Source organism: Intrasporangium mesophilum (assembly GCF_054783095.1).
Map to the genome: position 1 here is coordinate 55,634 of NZ_BAAGRF010000013.1, position 15,787 is coordinate 71,420.

Sequence of the window (15,787 nt, forward strand, 5' to 3'; positions counted from 1 at the left end):
CAGTGGCGAGGGCAGTGTCAGACGAACCTGGCGATGAACTCTCGCGTTTCCCGATCGGTCGAGTAGATTCCGACGCCCAGCATTCCCCGTGTCAGCAGGACCTTGTACACGTTGCGGACCAGGCGGTCGAAGTCGGACTCTGTCACCTGCCCTCGACGAGTCAGGACCGGATCCTTGCTGGCCGACTGGTCCGCCACCCAGCGGTCGCCCCTACGCACGAAGTCGGGACCAAGGATGACGCCTCCATAGTCGTACTCGAATCCCTGCGCGGTATAGATGCAGCCAACCTGGCCGAATCCGGCAGGGTCGCTCGCCCAGAGGGCGGATGGGGGCGCACCACCTGTGGCGCGGTCACCCTTGACGTTCCAAGGTCGCGACCAGTCGCCGACTTTCACGTCGTTGACCAGGGAACCGTCCTGCCGAGGATCGCTCCACCTCCAGCAGTATCCAGCAGTGATTCGAGCGCCATATCCCTCCGCTCGACGGCTGCTCAGCCACCCTTCCAGCTCTTCAGGAGAATCCATCAGCTCAACCGCGTAGCCGTGCTCCTCGTCCTGCCACGGCCGGGGCCCTCGGGGACGGAGTTCCAGAAGGCGCTCCACCCAGTCGACGAACTCCAGCGACCCGCCGCAGCGGAACTGCGCGTCGAGATCGATGTGCGTCACCGCAATGCCCCTCTCCTGCGCCGCGGCCGTGATATCGCGGACGGTCCCCATTTCGCCCGGCCGGACGACCTGGTTCTCGTCGAGAAGAAACACCGGAACGCGCGCGGCGGACAGCAGCTCGTCGATCTGAGGACGGCCGCTGCGCAATGACGCTCGAGTGAACCTATTGGCCGAGGTCTCCCGGATCCGATGTGCCTCGTCCATGATGAGGCACTCGATCTCGTTGGGTGATGCGGCCATGAACGAGTTGAAGTACTGGAATGCCCGCCGAACCCGCGGGGCGCCACGTGCAGCGACCTTTCGCAGGGTCGTGGTGAACGACTGCGACCCAGTCGCGTGGACAACAGTACGACCCTGCCTTGCGAGCTCGCCCAGGAGCGAGAGCGCGATGACACTCTTGCCGCTTCCTGGACCACCTTCAACGACGACCGCTGTCTTTGTGTTGCCCTCTCTCGCCCTGGCAACAGCATGCAGGACCGTGTTGTATGCGTCCCGCTGCTCGTCCAGAAGCACAAACATCTCGCGCTTCTGCACCTCTTCCGCTGCGAGGCGCATCAACTGCTTGGAGGGCGCGACCCGACTTGACAGCAGCTCGTCGGCCGCGGCTGCCCCATCGCCGGCAGCAAAGAACGACTGCAGAAACGCCACCCATTCGCCACGACGCTGTCCAGTGAACATCCTTACGCGGGTGTCGAACTGGCCGCTCAGGAGGTCGCGGACCCCGCCGTCGCTCGCGTTGTGCAGATACGCGACTCCAGCGACCTGACGGTCATGCTGTGACAGAGTCGCGACGAAGTCGGTCAAGTACTCGCAGTAGCCCAGCACCTGGTCCAGCGGGTGGCTCACGGGCCGCTTGCCGTAGCTGGGGACGGTCACGAGGACATCGCTGTCCTCGTACCGGTGCGCCTCGCTCCACTGTTTCATCTCGACGACGAGGTACGCGGGTTCTCCGGTACGAGACGACATTCCCGCCAGGACCACGTCAGCACGCTTGCTTGTCAACGGCAGCCGGTACTCGATGAGCATCTCGACGCCGCCGCGTCCGGCGCCGACCAGATCCGCTGCAAGTACAGGGAGACTCATTCGCCAGGAGGTTCGTTCGCCCGGGGAAGGACGCTGTCCGGTCTGATGCAGCATCTGGCGTGCAAGCATTTCTTCCAGCCCGGCCTCGACGACGGCGAACCCGTCAGCGGTGTGACGCAGCAACGCGGACAAAGACCGACTCCTGGGCAGCACGACTGGCGTGCGGGGGAGCATGTCCGGTAAGGAAGCCCGTCGATCCGCGGTACCCCTCGACTCTACGCGACCGTTGCGGGTCGGCAACGCGAGGGCGAACGCCGCGGTCGAGCGGCATCGGGCCGGCAAGAGAGATGGTGACTTTCTTGCCGATTCCGATGTACGTAATGGGCGTCGAGAGGACTCTTTAGAGGGGAAGGACCGTTCGTATCGAGGAGTCCACCGTGTCAAGCCAGGTCGCCGAAGGCAGCAAGAGGGCCCGTTTGTTGGATGCTGCGGCCTATCAGGAAGCGGCTCGCGAGTGCGACGTCATCATGAAAGGCGGCATCACCAGCGGGGTGCTGTATCCCCTCGCGGTGTGTGAGCTGGCAACTGCCTATCGACTTCGCAATGTCGGAGGCACGTCGGCGGGAGCCATCGCAGCCGCGGCGGCCGCCGCTGCCGAGCATGGGCGTTCGTCCCAGCGCCCAGGCAGCGGATTCCCCGGCCTGGCCGCCCTGCCGGACTGGCTCGGCGCCGACGACAACCTCGTGAACCTGTTCCGACCGCCCAGCAGCACGCGCCGCCTCCATGGCTTGCTGCTACGTGCGGTCAAGCCCGGTGCGAGCCGGCTCGGCCTGCTCGTCGGGGCGGTCGCTGCTTCCTTCCGGTCGCGGCGGTGGTGGATGCCGGTCGGAGGTCTGCTGCCGGGTGCGCTGCTCGTGACGGCTCTTCTTGTTGCCGACGCGACGTCGCCTCTCACCTGGATCGGTGTGGTTGTCGCGCTGCTGCTGGCCGTCATCGGGTTGGTGGTCGGTGCGGCGCTCGCGGTGGCGCTGGATGGGGGCGAGGCGATCGAGGGGAACATGTTCGGCCTGGTCTCCGGATCCAAGGCCTATGACGGCGGCGACTCGCTCTCGGACTGGCTTGCCGACAGGCTGGATGCGCTCGCCGGGCACGACTCGGCCACGGGGCCGTTGACGTTCGGGGATCTCTGGGAGGCACCAGAAGGCGAGCAGCCGGCGGTGAACCTGGAGATGCAGACGACCAACGTGACAGAGGGTCGGCCGTATCGGCTGCCTAACGACCTGGGCGACCGTTTCTGGTTCGACCCGAAGGAGTTCGGGCAGCTGTTCCCAGATCGGGTGGTGAAGCACTTGATCGACAAGGGCGGCGACATGAACGCGCAGGGGTTGGTGCCCCTTCCTCCGGCCCACGATCTTCCGGTGGTGGTGGCCACGCGCATGAGCCTGAGCTTTCCGATCCTCATCTCCGCCGTGCCGCTGCACAGCGTCGACCGATCCATGCAGCAGGGCACCGAGGAGGTCTTCGAGCCGTCATGGTTCTCAGACGGCGGCATCACCTCGAACTTCCCGATCTCGTACTTCGACTCGATGCTGCCGTCGCGCCCCACGTTCGGGATCAACCTGCGCCTCTTCCATCCCGCGCACCCGGTCAACGACGACGACGAATGCGCGAACGTGTGGATGCCGCGGACGAACAGCAGCGGACTGCTCGAGTCATGGTCACGCCCGCCGGAAGGTCATGGGCTGCGCAGGGTCGCATGGTTCCTGCACAGCATCCTCGATGCCATGCAGAACTGGGTCGACAACAGCCAGATGCGAGTCCCCGGATACCGCGACCGCGTCGTGCACATCTCGCACACCGACAAAGAGGGTGGCATGAACCTGGCAATGCCGCCGGAGGTGCTGACCAAGCTGTCCGAACGAGGACGTTGCGCCGGCGAGCGGCTCGTCAGCTACTACACGAACCCGCCGGACCCGCCCTCAGCCGGTCCCGGGAGACGGGTTGTGTCCTGGGAGAACCATCGCCGGATCCGACTGCGCACCTCGATTGCCCTCATGTCCGGTGCGATCGTGTCGCTGTCCAAGCGCTTCGACGAGTCGTACGCCAAAGACCTTGACGGCCCGCTGAACGCCGCACCCAGCTATCCGTTCACGAACCAGAGCCAGCAGGCCCTTGCCAAGTCCTTCATGGCGGGGCTCGGCGAGCTGGCACAGGCGATCGAGAAGGCCAGTGCGCACGGAGAGAACGTCGACCTGAGCGTCAAGGCGCCGAGTCCCGCTCCCACACTTCGCATCGCACCAGGTGCGAGGACTCCAAAAGCGCGACCAACGACCGGGCAGGACGACAAGGAAGACAGCAGACCATGAGGATCGCATCGTTCAACGTCGAGAATCTCTTCGCCAGGCCGAAAGCGATGGACGCCCAGGAGGCGGACGACGCAACCCGGAAGAAGATCCTCGGTGCACACGCGAGGATCTCCGAGCTCTTCGAGCACGAGTCCTATGCCGGACTCGAGTCCGAGATCCTGTCGGAGCTCGACAGTCTGGGAGTACTCAACGACGACGAGGGCACGTTCGTCCGGTTGCGCAAGCTGCGGGGCTCGCTACTGCGTCGGCCGATGAGCGGGCCGGTGACCCTGGTGGCCACAGGACGCGCCAGCTGGGTTGGATGGGTCGAGCTGAAGACGGTGGCGGTGAACGTGCAGGCCACCGAGAACACCGCCCGCGTCATCACCGAGCTCGGGGCGCACGTGCTGACCGTCGTCGAAGCCGACAACCGCCCGGGACTCGACATGTTCTCCGTCGCCATGCTGCCGGCGGTCGGCGGCACGGCATACCCCGAGGTGATGGTCGTCGAAGGCAACGACACCCGCGGCATCGACGTGGGCTGCATGGCCGCCGATGGGTACAACCTCGTGCAGCTCCGTACGCACATCTTCGACACCGACGCGGTGGGGCCGGTCTTCTCGCGCGACTGCTGCGAGTACCACTTCGAGACGCCCCAGAAGAACCGTCTCGTCGTCCTCGCCAACCATTTCAAGTCCAAGGGCTACGCCTCCAAAGGCGACCCCATCGGCGCGAAGCGGCGCAAGCGCCAAGCCACACGCGTTGCGGCAATCTACAAGCGTCTGCGCGCCGAGGGCATCGAGTTCATCGCCATCACGGGCGATCTCAACGACGACCCCTCCAGTCCCGCTCTGCGTCCGCTGGTCAACAACAAAGACCTCACTGATGTCAGCGAGCACCCCGCATTCGACTGGAACCACCGCAAGGGGACCTACGGCTCCGGAAACGAGAAGGACAAGATCGACTACATCCTGATGTCGCCCCCGCTCTTCGCCAAGGTCACCGGAGGGGGCGTGTTCCGCAAAGGTGTCTATCGCGGGCCACGCACCAAGGACCCGTGGGACGTCTTCCCGACACTGGAGAAGAAGGAGCAGGAGGCGTCCGACCACGCGGCCATCTACGCCGACCTCACCGACTTCTAGCCAAGTCTCACCTGAAGGTCCATGCCGAGGATGCCACCCAGTCGCTCCGCCTCCTGCTGAATGGCCTCGTCGGGTCGCTTCCGACCGCTCTGCCAGGAGATCGCGAGCGAGTCGCCCTTGCGCGCCCACGTTCCACTGACCACACCGCCGGCGACGATCGGGTTGGCCTTGCGGGTCATGGCGTCCCGAAGCGGGGCAGGGGTAACACGCACGTCCTTGGTGCCGGCACCCATCACCCACTGGTCGTGCCCCGGAAGGAACCGCACGGCCTCCGACGGCCGCGCCGCAGTGAGCGACTCGACGTCCTCAGACACGACGTATGCCGTCGTGCCCCCGACATCGACACCCACCAGCCGATCGCCGAGTCCCGAGATCCACCGGTCGAGCCGCTTGCGGCCGGCGCTCAGCCCGTTGCCGAGCCAGTAGTGCAGGTGGTCCAGCGTCGCCGGCCCGTAGGTCCGCAGATACGCGCTGATGGCGCGCGGGCCCGCGTCCTCGAGGTCGGGGATGCCGGCCCACCGCGGGTTGCCGTCGAGCCGCTGAAAGGTGTGCTGGCCGTCGCGCGGTGGACCGAAGCTCATGTCCCCTTGCCACGTCAACGGCTTGATCAGCGTGCCCGCACCATCGTCGAAGACCGGTTTCAGGTGCCGGTACTCTCGACGCCGCGCCAGCGCGCCGCCGAGCTCGGCGATGGTCAGTGGCCCGTCGCTCAGCGCGTCCCGCACCGCAGCCCGGAAGTCCGGCCAGTCCTGCGGCGCAAGGCGATAGAACTCCACCCAGCTCGACAGCTCCCACTGCCGACCTGCCGATCGAAGCGCGAGGTAGATACCGCCGTCCTCGGGCGAGAGGTAGTGCATCGACCCCCGGAACGCGAAAGCCTTGATCACCGACCCGTCCCCCAGTGCCTTCGCGAGATCGCCGGGACGCGTCGTCGTGCTCCGGGTGCCGACAGCGAGATCGGCGAGCGACTCGTCCATCGACAGCACCGCACCGAGCCGTCGCACGACGTCGGCCGCCGACGCGGGCCCGAGCGGGTCGAGCAGGTGCCGCTCCATCCGCCATGCCAGTGCCTGCGGCCACGTGGCCGTGGCGTCGATCGCTGAGGTCATTTCCGCATACTCGCACCGAATCCGGACGGAAGACGTCCGGAGGCCGTTCCGCTCATCCGACCCGTCCCGCCGCAGCACAGCCCAACCCACGAGCGGCCCACGAGCGGCCGGGCTCCGCGCTCGCACGACGCCCAGCGGCATACGACCCGGGGCCGGAAGGCCCTGATGGGGACGCGTCGTATGCCGCTGGTCAGGGGAGGGCTCGCAGCGACGTCGCTCAGCCGAGCTCGGTCACCGTACGCGCACCCGGGGTGCCACCGAGCTCCACCTTCTTCGTCGAGACGTTGTTGCTCGTGCTGCTCTCGTGCAGGCGACCGCTGACGTTCGACGTGATGCGGATGGTGTAGACGCCGTTGGCCAGGTCAGTGATGTCGAACGCCTGCCCGGCGACGCCCTGGTAGTACGTGTCGCCCCACCCCGCCGGGAGCACCTCACGGATCCAGATCGCCTCCGAGCCACCGCACATCGACCACATCCGGTCGGAGTCGACCTGCTGCACCGCACCCGGCCTGGTCAGGTCGATCGGGTCGGTCGGTGCCAGGCAGAACGACTGCTTGCCGCTGCGCTGCAGCGAACCGTCAGCGGCGACCAGGTCATACTGCGCCGCATCCTCGAAGTGCCAGTGGTGGTGCCCTTCGCGCTCGTCCCACTCGAACTCACCGACGGGGAAGACCTTCACCGGCGTCCCGTCGCGGTACTCGAACTGCTTGGCCACCATGTGCTCCGCACCCTGCCGGTAACCCTCGACGACGAGCGGTCCGGCGCCGAGGTTCGCAAGGTTGGCGCCGAAGCCGAGCTGGTCGCGGCCCGTCTCGTCCGTGCGGACCGAGATCCCGAACGCCGGCAGCGGCACCAGGTCGGGGAGCCCTTTGGCGCGGCGGCCGTTGTTCGCATCGGGCTGGCCGGTGCGCGTCGGGTTGGCGCGATCGGACAGGGTCCGCAGTGCAGGCGAGGACGCGAGCGTGGCGGTGCGCGCCGCGCGAGCGTTGACGTCCGCGGCGGCCGACCGGACGAGAGTGTCGACCCCGCCCGGGCCTGCGCCGGCCAAGCCGACCCCGACGCCGCCTCCACCACCCCCGCCGCCGCCCGGGCAGAACTCAGGGTCGTACGGGCACGGGATCGTCGTGACCGTCAGGGTCAGCGACCCGTGGGCCTGGGCCGCCGGGATGGCGAGCTGCTCGACATACGTCGGCGCGATCGCCAGGTCGACCCGGTAGTCCCCATCCGGGCCGGTGAAGTTCGACAGGAGCTCGTTGCCGACAGAGGACGCCCAGCCCTGGTCGAGGCCGAAGACGATATGGCGGGTCAGCTCGGAGCCGCAGCTGTTCGGCAGGGTCGGCTCGTCGGGCCCGCTGGTGTCCAGGCGAGCCATCGACGCACCGCCGAAGAACCCACCCGCTGGGCAGAAGGCAAGGCTCTGTTGCGAGACGACCGCGCCCGAGGGGCTCTTGAGCGTGACGTTCACGAAGTCGGGCAGTCCGAGGAACATCAACCCCCGTGTGGGCGTCTGGATCCGGCTGATGCGGTGTATCCCGCCCGCGCTGTCACGACGCACCCGCCACAGATCGGCGTTGCCGTCCGCACCGGGCAGGGCCTCGACCAGAAGCGGCCCACCCGTAACCCCGACATAAGTGCCCAGTGGCGCCCAGATGAACGGGTCGCCCTCGATCCGCTCGACCTCGACCGTCGCCGACGCGACGCGCAGGCTCACCTGCGGGTCGCCGCTGGCTGCCAGGGCGCCGACGCCCTGGGCGACTCCGGCCACCGCGAGGGCCACGACCCCGGCGACGGCCACCTTCCGACGAATAGGCTCCATTGCCCAATCCCCTCCCCTTGTGTCGGACTGCACCAATAGGTAGACGCACATGAGGGCCGAGAGGTTGTCACGCCGATGGCACAGAAGAGGACGGTATGCCGCTCGGGTGGCGCAGCGGCATACCGTCCTCGGGTGTGTGGCCGGCCCCGCCCGGGGGGCGGAACCATTCACGAAAGGTGGCGCCTAGCTGACTGCCACGAGCTGGTGGTTGAAGTTCTGCGAGCTGCCGTCAGGCCGGTATCGCGACTCGGTGTTGCCGGCGATGTCGGTGGAGAACCACCGCACCTCGGTCCGAGCGTTGACGGTCACCGCGCCGGCGCCTTCACGGAGCCCCGACGATGCGAGCTTCGGCGAGCTCAGGGTGGGGCGGCTCCCGTCGAGCGTGTAGTAGACGGTGGACGGCTCGCTCGTGCTGAAGGTGAAGCTGGTCTGGCCGGCCGCCTGCTTGGTCACCACGAGCTTCGACTTGGGCGGTGTCGTGTCGGTCTCGTGGGCCAGCGCCACCTCGAGGATGCCGATCTGGCCGTTGGCGAACTCCATTGCCTCCTGGTGCCCTTCGGCGAACGGTGGCTGGAAGCCGACGGACCGGTAGCTCTTCGTCTGCGGGTCCCACATGTCCGCCCCGACCTCGAAGTCCCAGCCGATGATGCCGTGGTTGTACCAGAGCTCATCGGCGGAGTTGCCCGCGGCGGAGTAGAGGACGTCGATGACCGGGCCGGTCTGGCCGGGCCAGATCGCGGTGCCGCGCCAAGCCTTGACCGCGCTGAGGATGTGGTCGGAGGCGGCCCAGAAGAACTCCTCGGTGCCGAGCTCGACCGGCGGCAGCGGGATGCGGCCGGCGGCCTTGTAGGCGCCCGGAGGCCACATGAAGTAGCCGCCGTAGGAATGCGTGTTCATCGCGAACTTGATGTTCGGGAAGGTCTCCGCGAGCCACACCTCGTTGCGGGCCTCCGGCTCCGAGAGCTCAGCTGGGCCGGAGTAGGTGCCCGACGTGCAGCTCGTCGTGGACGCGCCCGTGTAGCCGTCGAACGCCGACCCGACCGAGAAGTTGCGGTTGATGTCGACACCCCACGAGGTGCGACGCGCGGGGTCGGAGTTGGCCGCGTCGCAGTAGTTCGTCATGTTCTTCCGCTGGGAGGCGAAGTCATACATGCTGTAGTGCGCGCCATCGGGGTTCATGGACGGCACGATGAAGATGTCGAGGTTGTCGACGAGCTTGCGAGTCGTCGGGTCGAGCTGGTAGTTGCGCAGCAGCCGCTCCGCCGCCTCGACACAGACGAGCGGAGTGACCCACTCGCGGGCGTGCTCCTGGCAGTAGAGGAAGACACCGGTCTTCGAACCGTTGCGGGTCTTGCCGATCCGAAGAGCCTGCATCTGGAACGGCTCTCGCGAGACCGATGCCGGCGCGTTGAGGTTGTCAGTCAGGCGGGTGCTCGCGGCGGCGGCCACGACTCCTGCGCCCGCGTTGCCGCGGTAGGTGCTCGCGACCATCAGCGCGTTGGCGCTCGGGTTGGCGTTGATCGCACTGACGACCTGCGCCGCGGTCGAGCTGAGCGCACCGGAGCCGTTGGTGGCCAGGGTGACCGTGACGGCCTTGCCGGTGACGGAGACGCTGAGCGGCGAGCTCGCTGCACCCGGGTTGACGAGGGCGATGCTGAGGTCGTTGCCACCCTCGGATCCGTAGGCCTTCGAGGTGACGTAGAAGGTGCTGGCGGTCGCCGTCCCGAACTGGGCCTGCGCCGCCCGGCGGTAGCCGTTCGTCTTGTTCGGCAGGTCGACGAGCTCGGTCAGCGACGGGAACTCGGCGGCGAGCGCCTTGATCCGGCCGTAGACCTCGGTCGGGTCCATGTAGTGGTCGACGAAGTCGGTGACGTAGTGCGGGCTCGGCGCCTTCCGCGCCGCACCGAGCCACTGCGTGACGGCGGCCGTGGCCGTGCCGCCCTCGGTGCTCGTGATGCGGACCTGCGACGGCTCGACGGAGATGGGGATGGGCGCGTTGAAGCGGTGGTACATGTACTGGCCGGCGTCGACGAAGCGGGACATGGTCGCGCTGCCACCGGATCCCATGGCGGTGCCCGGGCCCGAGTCCCATTGCACCGTCAGGATGTTCTCGGCCGTCGGGGCGTCGGTCTTGACCTCAACCGAGATGAACCGCTGGTCGTCCAGGGAGGTGAACCACTCGGACCGCAGCACCGTCAGTGTGTCGGTGCTGGCCAGGGCCTGAGCCTCGGCGGCGATCGCGGCGGATCGCTGGGTCCGCAGACCAGCGACGTCCGACGGAGTCGTGATCGCGTCCCCGACGCGATAGCCGAGCTGGCTGATCTCTTGTGCCTCAGTGGGATCCGCGACCACGTGGATCTCGACCCCACCATCGACGGGACGGGTGTACTCGGTGAGGTCGAACCCGAGGCCGGCGAGCCGGTCGATGGCGGCTCCGTCCGGGACGACGACCTTGAGGAGGGAGGCCTCGGCGGGCTCGTCACTCACCGTGTCAGCCGGCTGGCTGGCGGAGGTGTCTGCGAACGCGGAGCCGGTCGCCAGTGCGGGCGCGAGCCCGGCGACAAGGGCTCCAGCGACCAGCATGGAGACGAGGCGTGGAGGATGTTTCATGGGCCACTTCCCTTCGGCGCAAAGGAGCAAACCTGGAGCGGCCAGTATTGACCGGGCCTGGAAGGGCGGCAACATTTGCGGCACGGCGCAACAAACTTGTCCAATCGCCTGTCGAGTGGACAAGTCGGACGCCCGTTACAGGGGCTTGTGTGGCCTTGGCGGCCTTCGGTGGACCAGACCGTCGGTGGGAGCCGGCACGACGCTTCCGTCGAGCGTGACCAGCGGCGGCATCGGCTCGCCCAACGGGCCCGCCCACGGCGCGGTGGGATCGGGCTCGGGCAGCGGGTCCGGTGGCGTGGGCTGGGTGACGACGTCGCCGGGCGCCGGCGGGACCGGCCGATCCAGGCCAGGGTCGACGAGGTGCGCCAGCGACGGGGCATCGTCGACGCGTGGGACCTGCATCGGCGGCAGGCCGAGCAGGTCGATGATCGTCTTGGGAATGCTGGCGTGCGAGTGCCACTGGGCGTCGATGTGCTGGCCGACCTTGCCGCCGAACATGACCAGCGGGATGCGTGAACCTCCGATCGCGGCATACCCGTCCGGGTGCAGCGCGTCGGGGACCGTCTCGATGGCCGGGGTCGGAACCGAGTCGGCGTAGCCGCCCCAGTCGTCCCAGGTGAGCACGAAGGTGGTGTCCTGCCAGCCATCGCCGTCGATGACAGCCTGGACCCGCCGCCACACGAGGTCATGGCCTTTGGTGACGTAGTCGGGGTGGCTGACGAAGGGAGGGTGCTCGTCGTACCCCGCCGGGCTCCACACGTAGCAGACCTGTGGAAGGGTGCCGGCCTTGGCCATCGGGACGAACTGGCTGGGCGGGAGCACGTTGGCGTTGCCGGGCGCCGTGGTCAACGAGGCGTAGAACTTGGTGGGGTAGCCGGACTGGTCGGGGAAGGCCGCCCACCCGACCCCGGCGGTCTGCGCGACGGTGAAGATCGACGGCAGGTCCCAGACCGGGTGCGGGCCGGTGAACGGCGGGTTCTTCAACGTCGGCATCTGCCCGCCGACCGCGAGCATGTGACCCGGCGTCGAGTTCGACCCCGACCCGAAATGGTGGTCGCAGAAGACGAACTGCTTGGCCAGCCAGGCGTAGAACGGGATCACGACGTCGGTGTCCACCTGCGCCGGAAGCGCCGGGTAGTTGCCCATCGAGTAGTGCACCCACGCGTTGCGGTCATGAGGCTGGTCGAAGTCCGGAGGGTTGGCGAGCAGCGCCCCGGTGTTTGCGACGACGGCGCCCCACGCCGCCATCGTCGCGAAGTAGAAGTCCGTCGTCTTGTTCTCCTGGAGAAACACGATGACCCGGTGCCCAGGAATTCCGCTCACGTATGCCGCCTCCCGGCCTCGGAGGGCGTGTGGAACGGGTCCAGCTGCCAGTTTCCCATTGGATCTCCTTGCCTCACCGATCTGGAACTGCGGCCGCGGTGCGCGGCCTGCGTGAGCTGCTCCAGGCGAGGTGGATCCTGGTCAGGGACGGCCAGGCATCGAGGTGTCCACGGGCTCACCGTCGACGAAAACGGTCGCGGGTTTCCAGAAGCAGACGAGGTCCTTGACCGGGAGCGCATCGTGGAGCGGTTCGGGGTAGAACCAGGCCACGTCAGGGGCGCCGTCCGCACTGAGGTACGAGGCGACTCCCTTGTAGGCGCAGACCGTGTGCGTGTCCGAGGGCGTCAGCAGGTCCATCCGGATGTCCTCGCGCGGTAGGTACCACCGCACCGGCAGCTGCGTCTCGATCAGCATCACGGGCCGAGTCGACTCCGCGACGGTGTCCCCGCCGACCTGGACCTGGACGTGGCGGTCACTGCGCAAGACGTCGATCCGTTTGAACGGGTCGTGCGGATGGCCCATCACCGGCTCGTCCTCCTCCATCCAAGTGAAGGGCTCCCAGCGCACCAGGATCCGGCCATCGAGGTCGGGATCATCAGGCCGGAAGGCCACCTCACCGTGGCCCTCCAGATGGAGTGACCGGCCCGGCACCGTGTGCCAGTCGTTGTTCAGAGGCGGCAGCACCGGAGCGGAGACCTCGGGCACCGGGGACGGGTCGTGCTCGGTCAGCGCCAGGTGAAGATCACCCGGCGGCACGGCATACCAGGGGACGACGCGACGCGGCTCGTAGACGAGGACGGCGTCGCGGGTGTCCATGACCGTCTGACCGTCGAGGAGCGCGCGCAGTCGCTTCGGGGTGGCGGTGTAGCGAAGCTCGGTGAGCCCGCTGAACCACTGCTGGTTCAGGTCCGTGGCCATGCCTTCAGCATGAGCACGGCCGGGCCCGTCCGCAAGCAGGCTTCGTATGCCGCAGGGCTCGCCGGGCGCTGTCCGCGGGGCTGGGTGGTTCGTCCGCGTCCTTCGTGCTGACCTCTCAGGGTGAAGCCAGCGTCGAGGAGTATGACTCGGGCATGGCCGCCGGACCCCGCCCCACGCGCCGCGCCGTCATGACGGCGGCCGCGGTGGCACTCGGGTCGGTCGGCCTCGACGCGTGCGACACCCCCTCGTCGTCGCAGACCCCGTCGCCGTCGCCGTCGCCATCGGCCTCGCCGTCAGCCCCGACGACGACCGCCGGCCACCCGACGACGACCGCACCGAGCGCACCCGGCTCGCCCTCCGGCATACCGCCCGGGTCGAGCGCGGGCGCGCCCGCGGTGCTCGAGTCGACCGGACCCGACATCCAGGCGGGACCCGCCGGCGCGCCCCGCGTCGCGCTCACGTTCCACGGGGCAGGTCCGGCCGAGCTCACGCTCCGCGTGCTGGACATCACGCGAGCGCACGGCGCGAAGGTGACCGTGTTCGCCGTCGGCACGTGGTTGCAGGCGAGCCCGAGCCTCGGCCGGGCGATCCTCGCGGGCGGTCACGACCTGGGCAACCACACGTACAGCCACCGGCCCATGAGACGCCTCACGCCCGCCGAGGCCGACCTCGAGGTGAGCCGTGGCGCGGCTGCGGTGGCAGCGGTCCGCGGCAGCGCGGGCCTGCTCTTCCGGCCGTCCGGCACCCAGCTGAGCACCGGCACGATCCGCGCGGCCGCGCTCGCAGCGGGCTACCACCGGTGCATCTCGTACGACGTCGACCCGCTCGACTACCTCGACCCGGGCGCGGCGGCGGTCCAAGACCGGACCCTGGCCGCCGTCCGCCCCGGGAGCATCGTCAGCCTGCACCTCGGACATGCCGGGACGGCGGCGGCCCTGCCCGGCATCCTCGACGGCCTGCAGCAACGCGGGCTTTCCGCGGTGACGATGACCGAGCTGCTGGCTGGGTCCACGTGAGGCGGGCGCGACCACCGGGGCTTGCCCCGGCAAGCCGTTCCACGGCACGATGCGCTGACCGGTGGGGCCCGCTTCCCGGTCGTCTTCCGGCTCGCTGTGAGGCAGGTTCCACCAATTCGTGAGTTGACTATCAGGGGAGGGTGTCAGGATGTCCCTCGGTTCGTGTGTGCGAGCCGATGAGAGGCCGCGATGACCCAACCAGACGCGCACGATCCGGCGCCGCAGACTCGGAATGCCCTGCGCCGTCAGTCGATTGCGGACTTCCGTCGCGCGCTCGGGCTGACCGCTCTCGGCACCATCCTTCCGGGCGCGGGCCTCACGCAGACCCGCAGCCGTAAGGCCGGATGGACTCTGCTCGTCCTGACGATCCTCGGGATCGCCGCCGCGGCGTACTACGTCTTCACCACCGGCGTGACGAACGTGGCGCTGTCCCTCCTCGCTCGGCCCACGGCCCTGCAGGCGCTGACCATCGGCGCCATCGCCGGCGGCCTGCTGTGGTGCTCCTCGATCATCCTCACCGCGGTCCGGTCGCGGCCGGCGAGGCTCGACCGCACCCGCACCGTCATCCTCGCGGGCTTCACGACGGTCATGGTCTCCGCGGTCGCCGCGGGCTGCTTCAAGGTCGCCGAGTATGCCGCGATGACCCAGAGCACCATCACGACTGTCTTCGACACCACGCCCGAACTGCCTGTCCTGCCTGGCCACGGCACCCCCGCCGCCGAGAATGAGGACCCGTGGGCCGCCCAGTCCCGCGTCAACATCCTGCTGCTCGGCTCCGACGCCGGCGTGGGCCGGACCGGCACCCGCACCGACTCGATGATCGTGGCCAGCATCGACACCAAGACCGGCCGGACGGCACTGATCTCGCTGCCGCGCAACCTCCTTCGCGCACCGCTGCCCAAGAACAGCCCGCTGCGGGGGCTCTATCCGAGCGGCATCTACGGCGCCCCGAGCTGCTACCGGCTCCAGCGTGACCCGAGCCATTCCGACTACTGCTCGCTCAACGCGGTCTGGACCGAGGCCGACCAATGGCACGCCGACCACCCGGGCTCCTACGCCGGCGTCCGGGTGCCGGGACGACGGGAGATCCGTGACGTCATCCAGGAGATCGTCGGCCTGAGGATCGACCACCTCGTCGTCATCGACCTCAAAGGCTTCGAGCAGCTCGTCGACGCCATGGGTGGCATCTACATCGACGTGAAGCCCAGCGGCACCGGCCTGCCCCTGCCGATCGAAGGCCACAGCGACGGCCACGGGGGCGTCGTCGGCGAGACGGGCTTCTTCAAGACCGGCTACCAGCACCTCACCGGCTACTACGCGCTCTGGTACGCCCGCACCCGTGCCGCGGACGACGACTACTTCCGGCAGCAGCGTCAGCGCTGCGTCATCAAGGCGATTGTCAATCAGGTCAACCCTGCTCGCATGCTCGGCGAGTACCCGAGGCTGCTTCAGATCGCCAAGGACAACATCTACACGGACATCCCGGCTCAGAGCCTGCCGGCATTCGTCGACCTCATCGAGCGCGTCCAGAAGTCGACGATCACGAGTGTCGCACTCACTGCGGCGCAGGGCATCGACAGCAGCGACCCCGACTATGCCCGGATCCGTCGACTCGTCGACAAGGGCATCACGGCGCCGGCCTCACCCAAGCCGTCCTCGCCTTCTCCATCGACGACGTCCACGTCGTCACCCTCCACGTCCGCGCCCTCGGCAACGAAGCCCCCGAGCCGGACAGCGACCACCCAGCCTGCCTCCGAGTGCGGGTGACCGGGGGCCTGCTCCACGACTGGGGCTGGGCGCCGTGGCGTATCGGCTGGCCG

10 protein-coding genes are annotated in these 15,787 nt (G+C 68.2%); 4 read left to right on the forward strand and 6 right to left on the reverse strand.

Annotated elements, in window-relative coordinates; all coding sequences use genetic code 11:
• Positions 1-17: 17 nt before the first annotated feature.
• Entirely contained in the window at positions 18-1,880 is a 1,863-nt protein-coding gene (locus tag ACYVLP_RS11885) for a DNA/RNA helicase domain-containing protein (RefSeq protein ID WP_460627553.1), read from the reverse strand.
• Between the two features lie 245 nt (positions 1,881-2,125).
• On the opposite strand from ACYVLP_RS11885, the gene ACYVLP_RS11890 reads away from it, so the two are divergent.
• On the forward strand, positions 2,126-4,054 hold the full coding sequence (locus tag ACYVLP_RS11890) for a patatin-like phospholipase domain-containing protein (RefSeq protein WP_460627554.1): 1,929 nt from the start codon (positions 2,126-2,128) through the stop codon (positions 4,052-4,054).
• Positions 4,051-5,175: an endonuclease/exonuclease/phosphatase family protein gene (locus ACYVLP_RS11895; protein ID WP_460627555.1), complete on the forward strand. Its 1,125-nt coding sequence runs from the start codon at positions 4,051-4,053 to the stop codon at positions 5,173-5,175. The genes ACYVLP_RS11890 and ACYVLP_RS11895 overlap by 4 nt, the downstream gene beginning before the upstream one ends.
• Here the strand turns inward: ACYVLP_RS11895 and ACYVLP_RS11900 are convergent.
• The 5 genes from ACYVLP_RS11900 to ACYVLP_RS11920 all read right to left on the reverse strand — a co-directional run bounded on the left by ACYVLP_RS11900 (position 5,172) and on the right by ACYVLP_RS11920 (position 12,951).
• A complete protein-coding gene (locus ACYVLP_RS11900) occupies positions 5,172-6,284 on the reverse strand; it encodes a DNA glycosylase AlkZ-like family protein (protein ID WP_460627556.1) in 1,113 nt (370 codons plus the stop codon). The genes ACYVLP_RS11895 and ACYVLP_RS11900 overlap by 4 nt on opposite strands.
• Before the next feature lie 217 nt (positions 6,285-6,501).
• The gene (locus ACYVLP_RS11905; RefSeq protein ID WP_460627557.1) at positions 6,502-8,100 is read right to left on the reverse strand and encodes a lysyl oxidase family protein; all 1,599 of its coding nucleotides are present in this window, start codon (positions 8,098-8,100) and stop codon (positions 6,502-6,504) included.
• 183 nt (positions 8,101-8,283) lie between these two features.
• On the reverse strand, positions 8,284-10,710 hold the full coding sequence (locus ACYVLP_RS11910) for a M14 family metallopeptidase (protein ID WP_460627558.1): 2,427 nt from the start codon (positions 10,708-10,710) through the stop codon (positions 8,284-8,286).
• Between the two features lie 135 nt (positions 10,711-10,845).
• A complete protein-coding gene (locus ACYVLP_RS11915) occupies positions 10,846-12,033 on the reverse strand; it encodes an alkaline phosphatase family protein (protein WP_460627559.1) in 1,188 nt (395 codons plus the stop codon).
• 141 nt (positions 12,034-12,174) lie between these two features.
• Positions 12,175-12,951 carry a DUF427 domain-containing protein gene (locus ACYVLP_RS11920; RefSeq protein ID WP_460627560.1) on the reverse strand — a complete coding sequence of 259 codons (777 nt, stop codon included), beginning with the start codon at positions 12,949-12,951 and terminating at the stop codon, positions 12,175-12,177.
• A 152-nt stretch (positions 12,952-13,103) separates the two neighbouring features.
• Here ACYVLP_RS11920 and ACYVLP_RS11925 point away from each other — a divergent pair, with 152 nt between their 5' ends.
• Positions 13,104-13,967 (forward strand): polysaccharide deacetylase family protein, encoded by an 864-nt coding sequence (locus tag ACYVLP_RS11925; protein ID WP_460627561.1) that lies wholly within the window; start codon positions 13,104-13,106, stop codon positions 13,965-13,967.
• Between the two features lie 189 nt (positions 13,968-14,156).
• Positions 14,157-15,734: an LCP family protein gene (locus tag ACYVLP_RS11930; protein ID WP_460627562.1), complete on the forward strand. Its 1,578-nt coding sequence runs from the start codon at positions 14,157-14,159 to the stop codon at positions 15,732-15,734.
• Positions 15,735-15,787 lie beyond the last annotated feature (53 nt).

Bases quoted from the DNA above. Each gene is read 5' to 3' on its own strand.
- ACYVLP_RS11895 (WP_460627555.1), top strand. From the start codon at position 4,051: ATGAGGATCGCATCGTTCAACGTCGAGAATCTCTTCGCCAGGCCGAAA.
- ACYVLP_RS11900 (WP_460627556.1), bottom strand. From the start codon at position 6,284: ATGACCTCAGCGATCGACGCCACGGCCACGTGGCCGCAGGCACTGGCA.
- ACYVLP_RS11905 (WP_460627557.1), bottom strand. From the start codon at position 8,100: ATGGAGCCTATTCGTCGGAAGGTGGCCGTCGCCGGGGTCGTGGCCCTC.
- ACYVLP_RS11910 (WP_460627558.1), bottom strand. From the start codon at position 10,710: ATGAAACATCCTCCACGCCTCGTCTCCATGCTGGTCGCTGGAGCCCTT.
- ACYVLP_RS11920 (WP_460627560.1), bottom strand. From the start codon at position 12,951: ATGGCCACGGACCTGAACCAGCAGTGGTTCAGCGGGCTCACCGAGCTT.
- ACYVLP_RS11925 (WP_460627561.1), top strand. From the start codon at position 13,104: ATGGCCGCCGGACCCCGCCCCACGCGCCGCGCCGTCATGACGGCGGCC.
- ACYVLP_RS11930 (WP_460627562.1), top strand. From the start codon at position 14,157: ATGACCCAACCAGACGCGCACGATCCGGCGCCGCAGACTCGGAATGCC.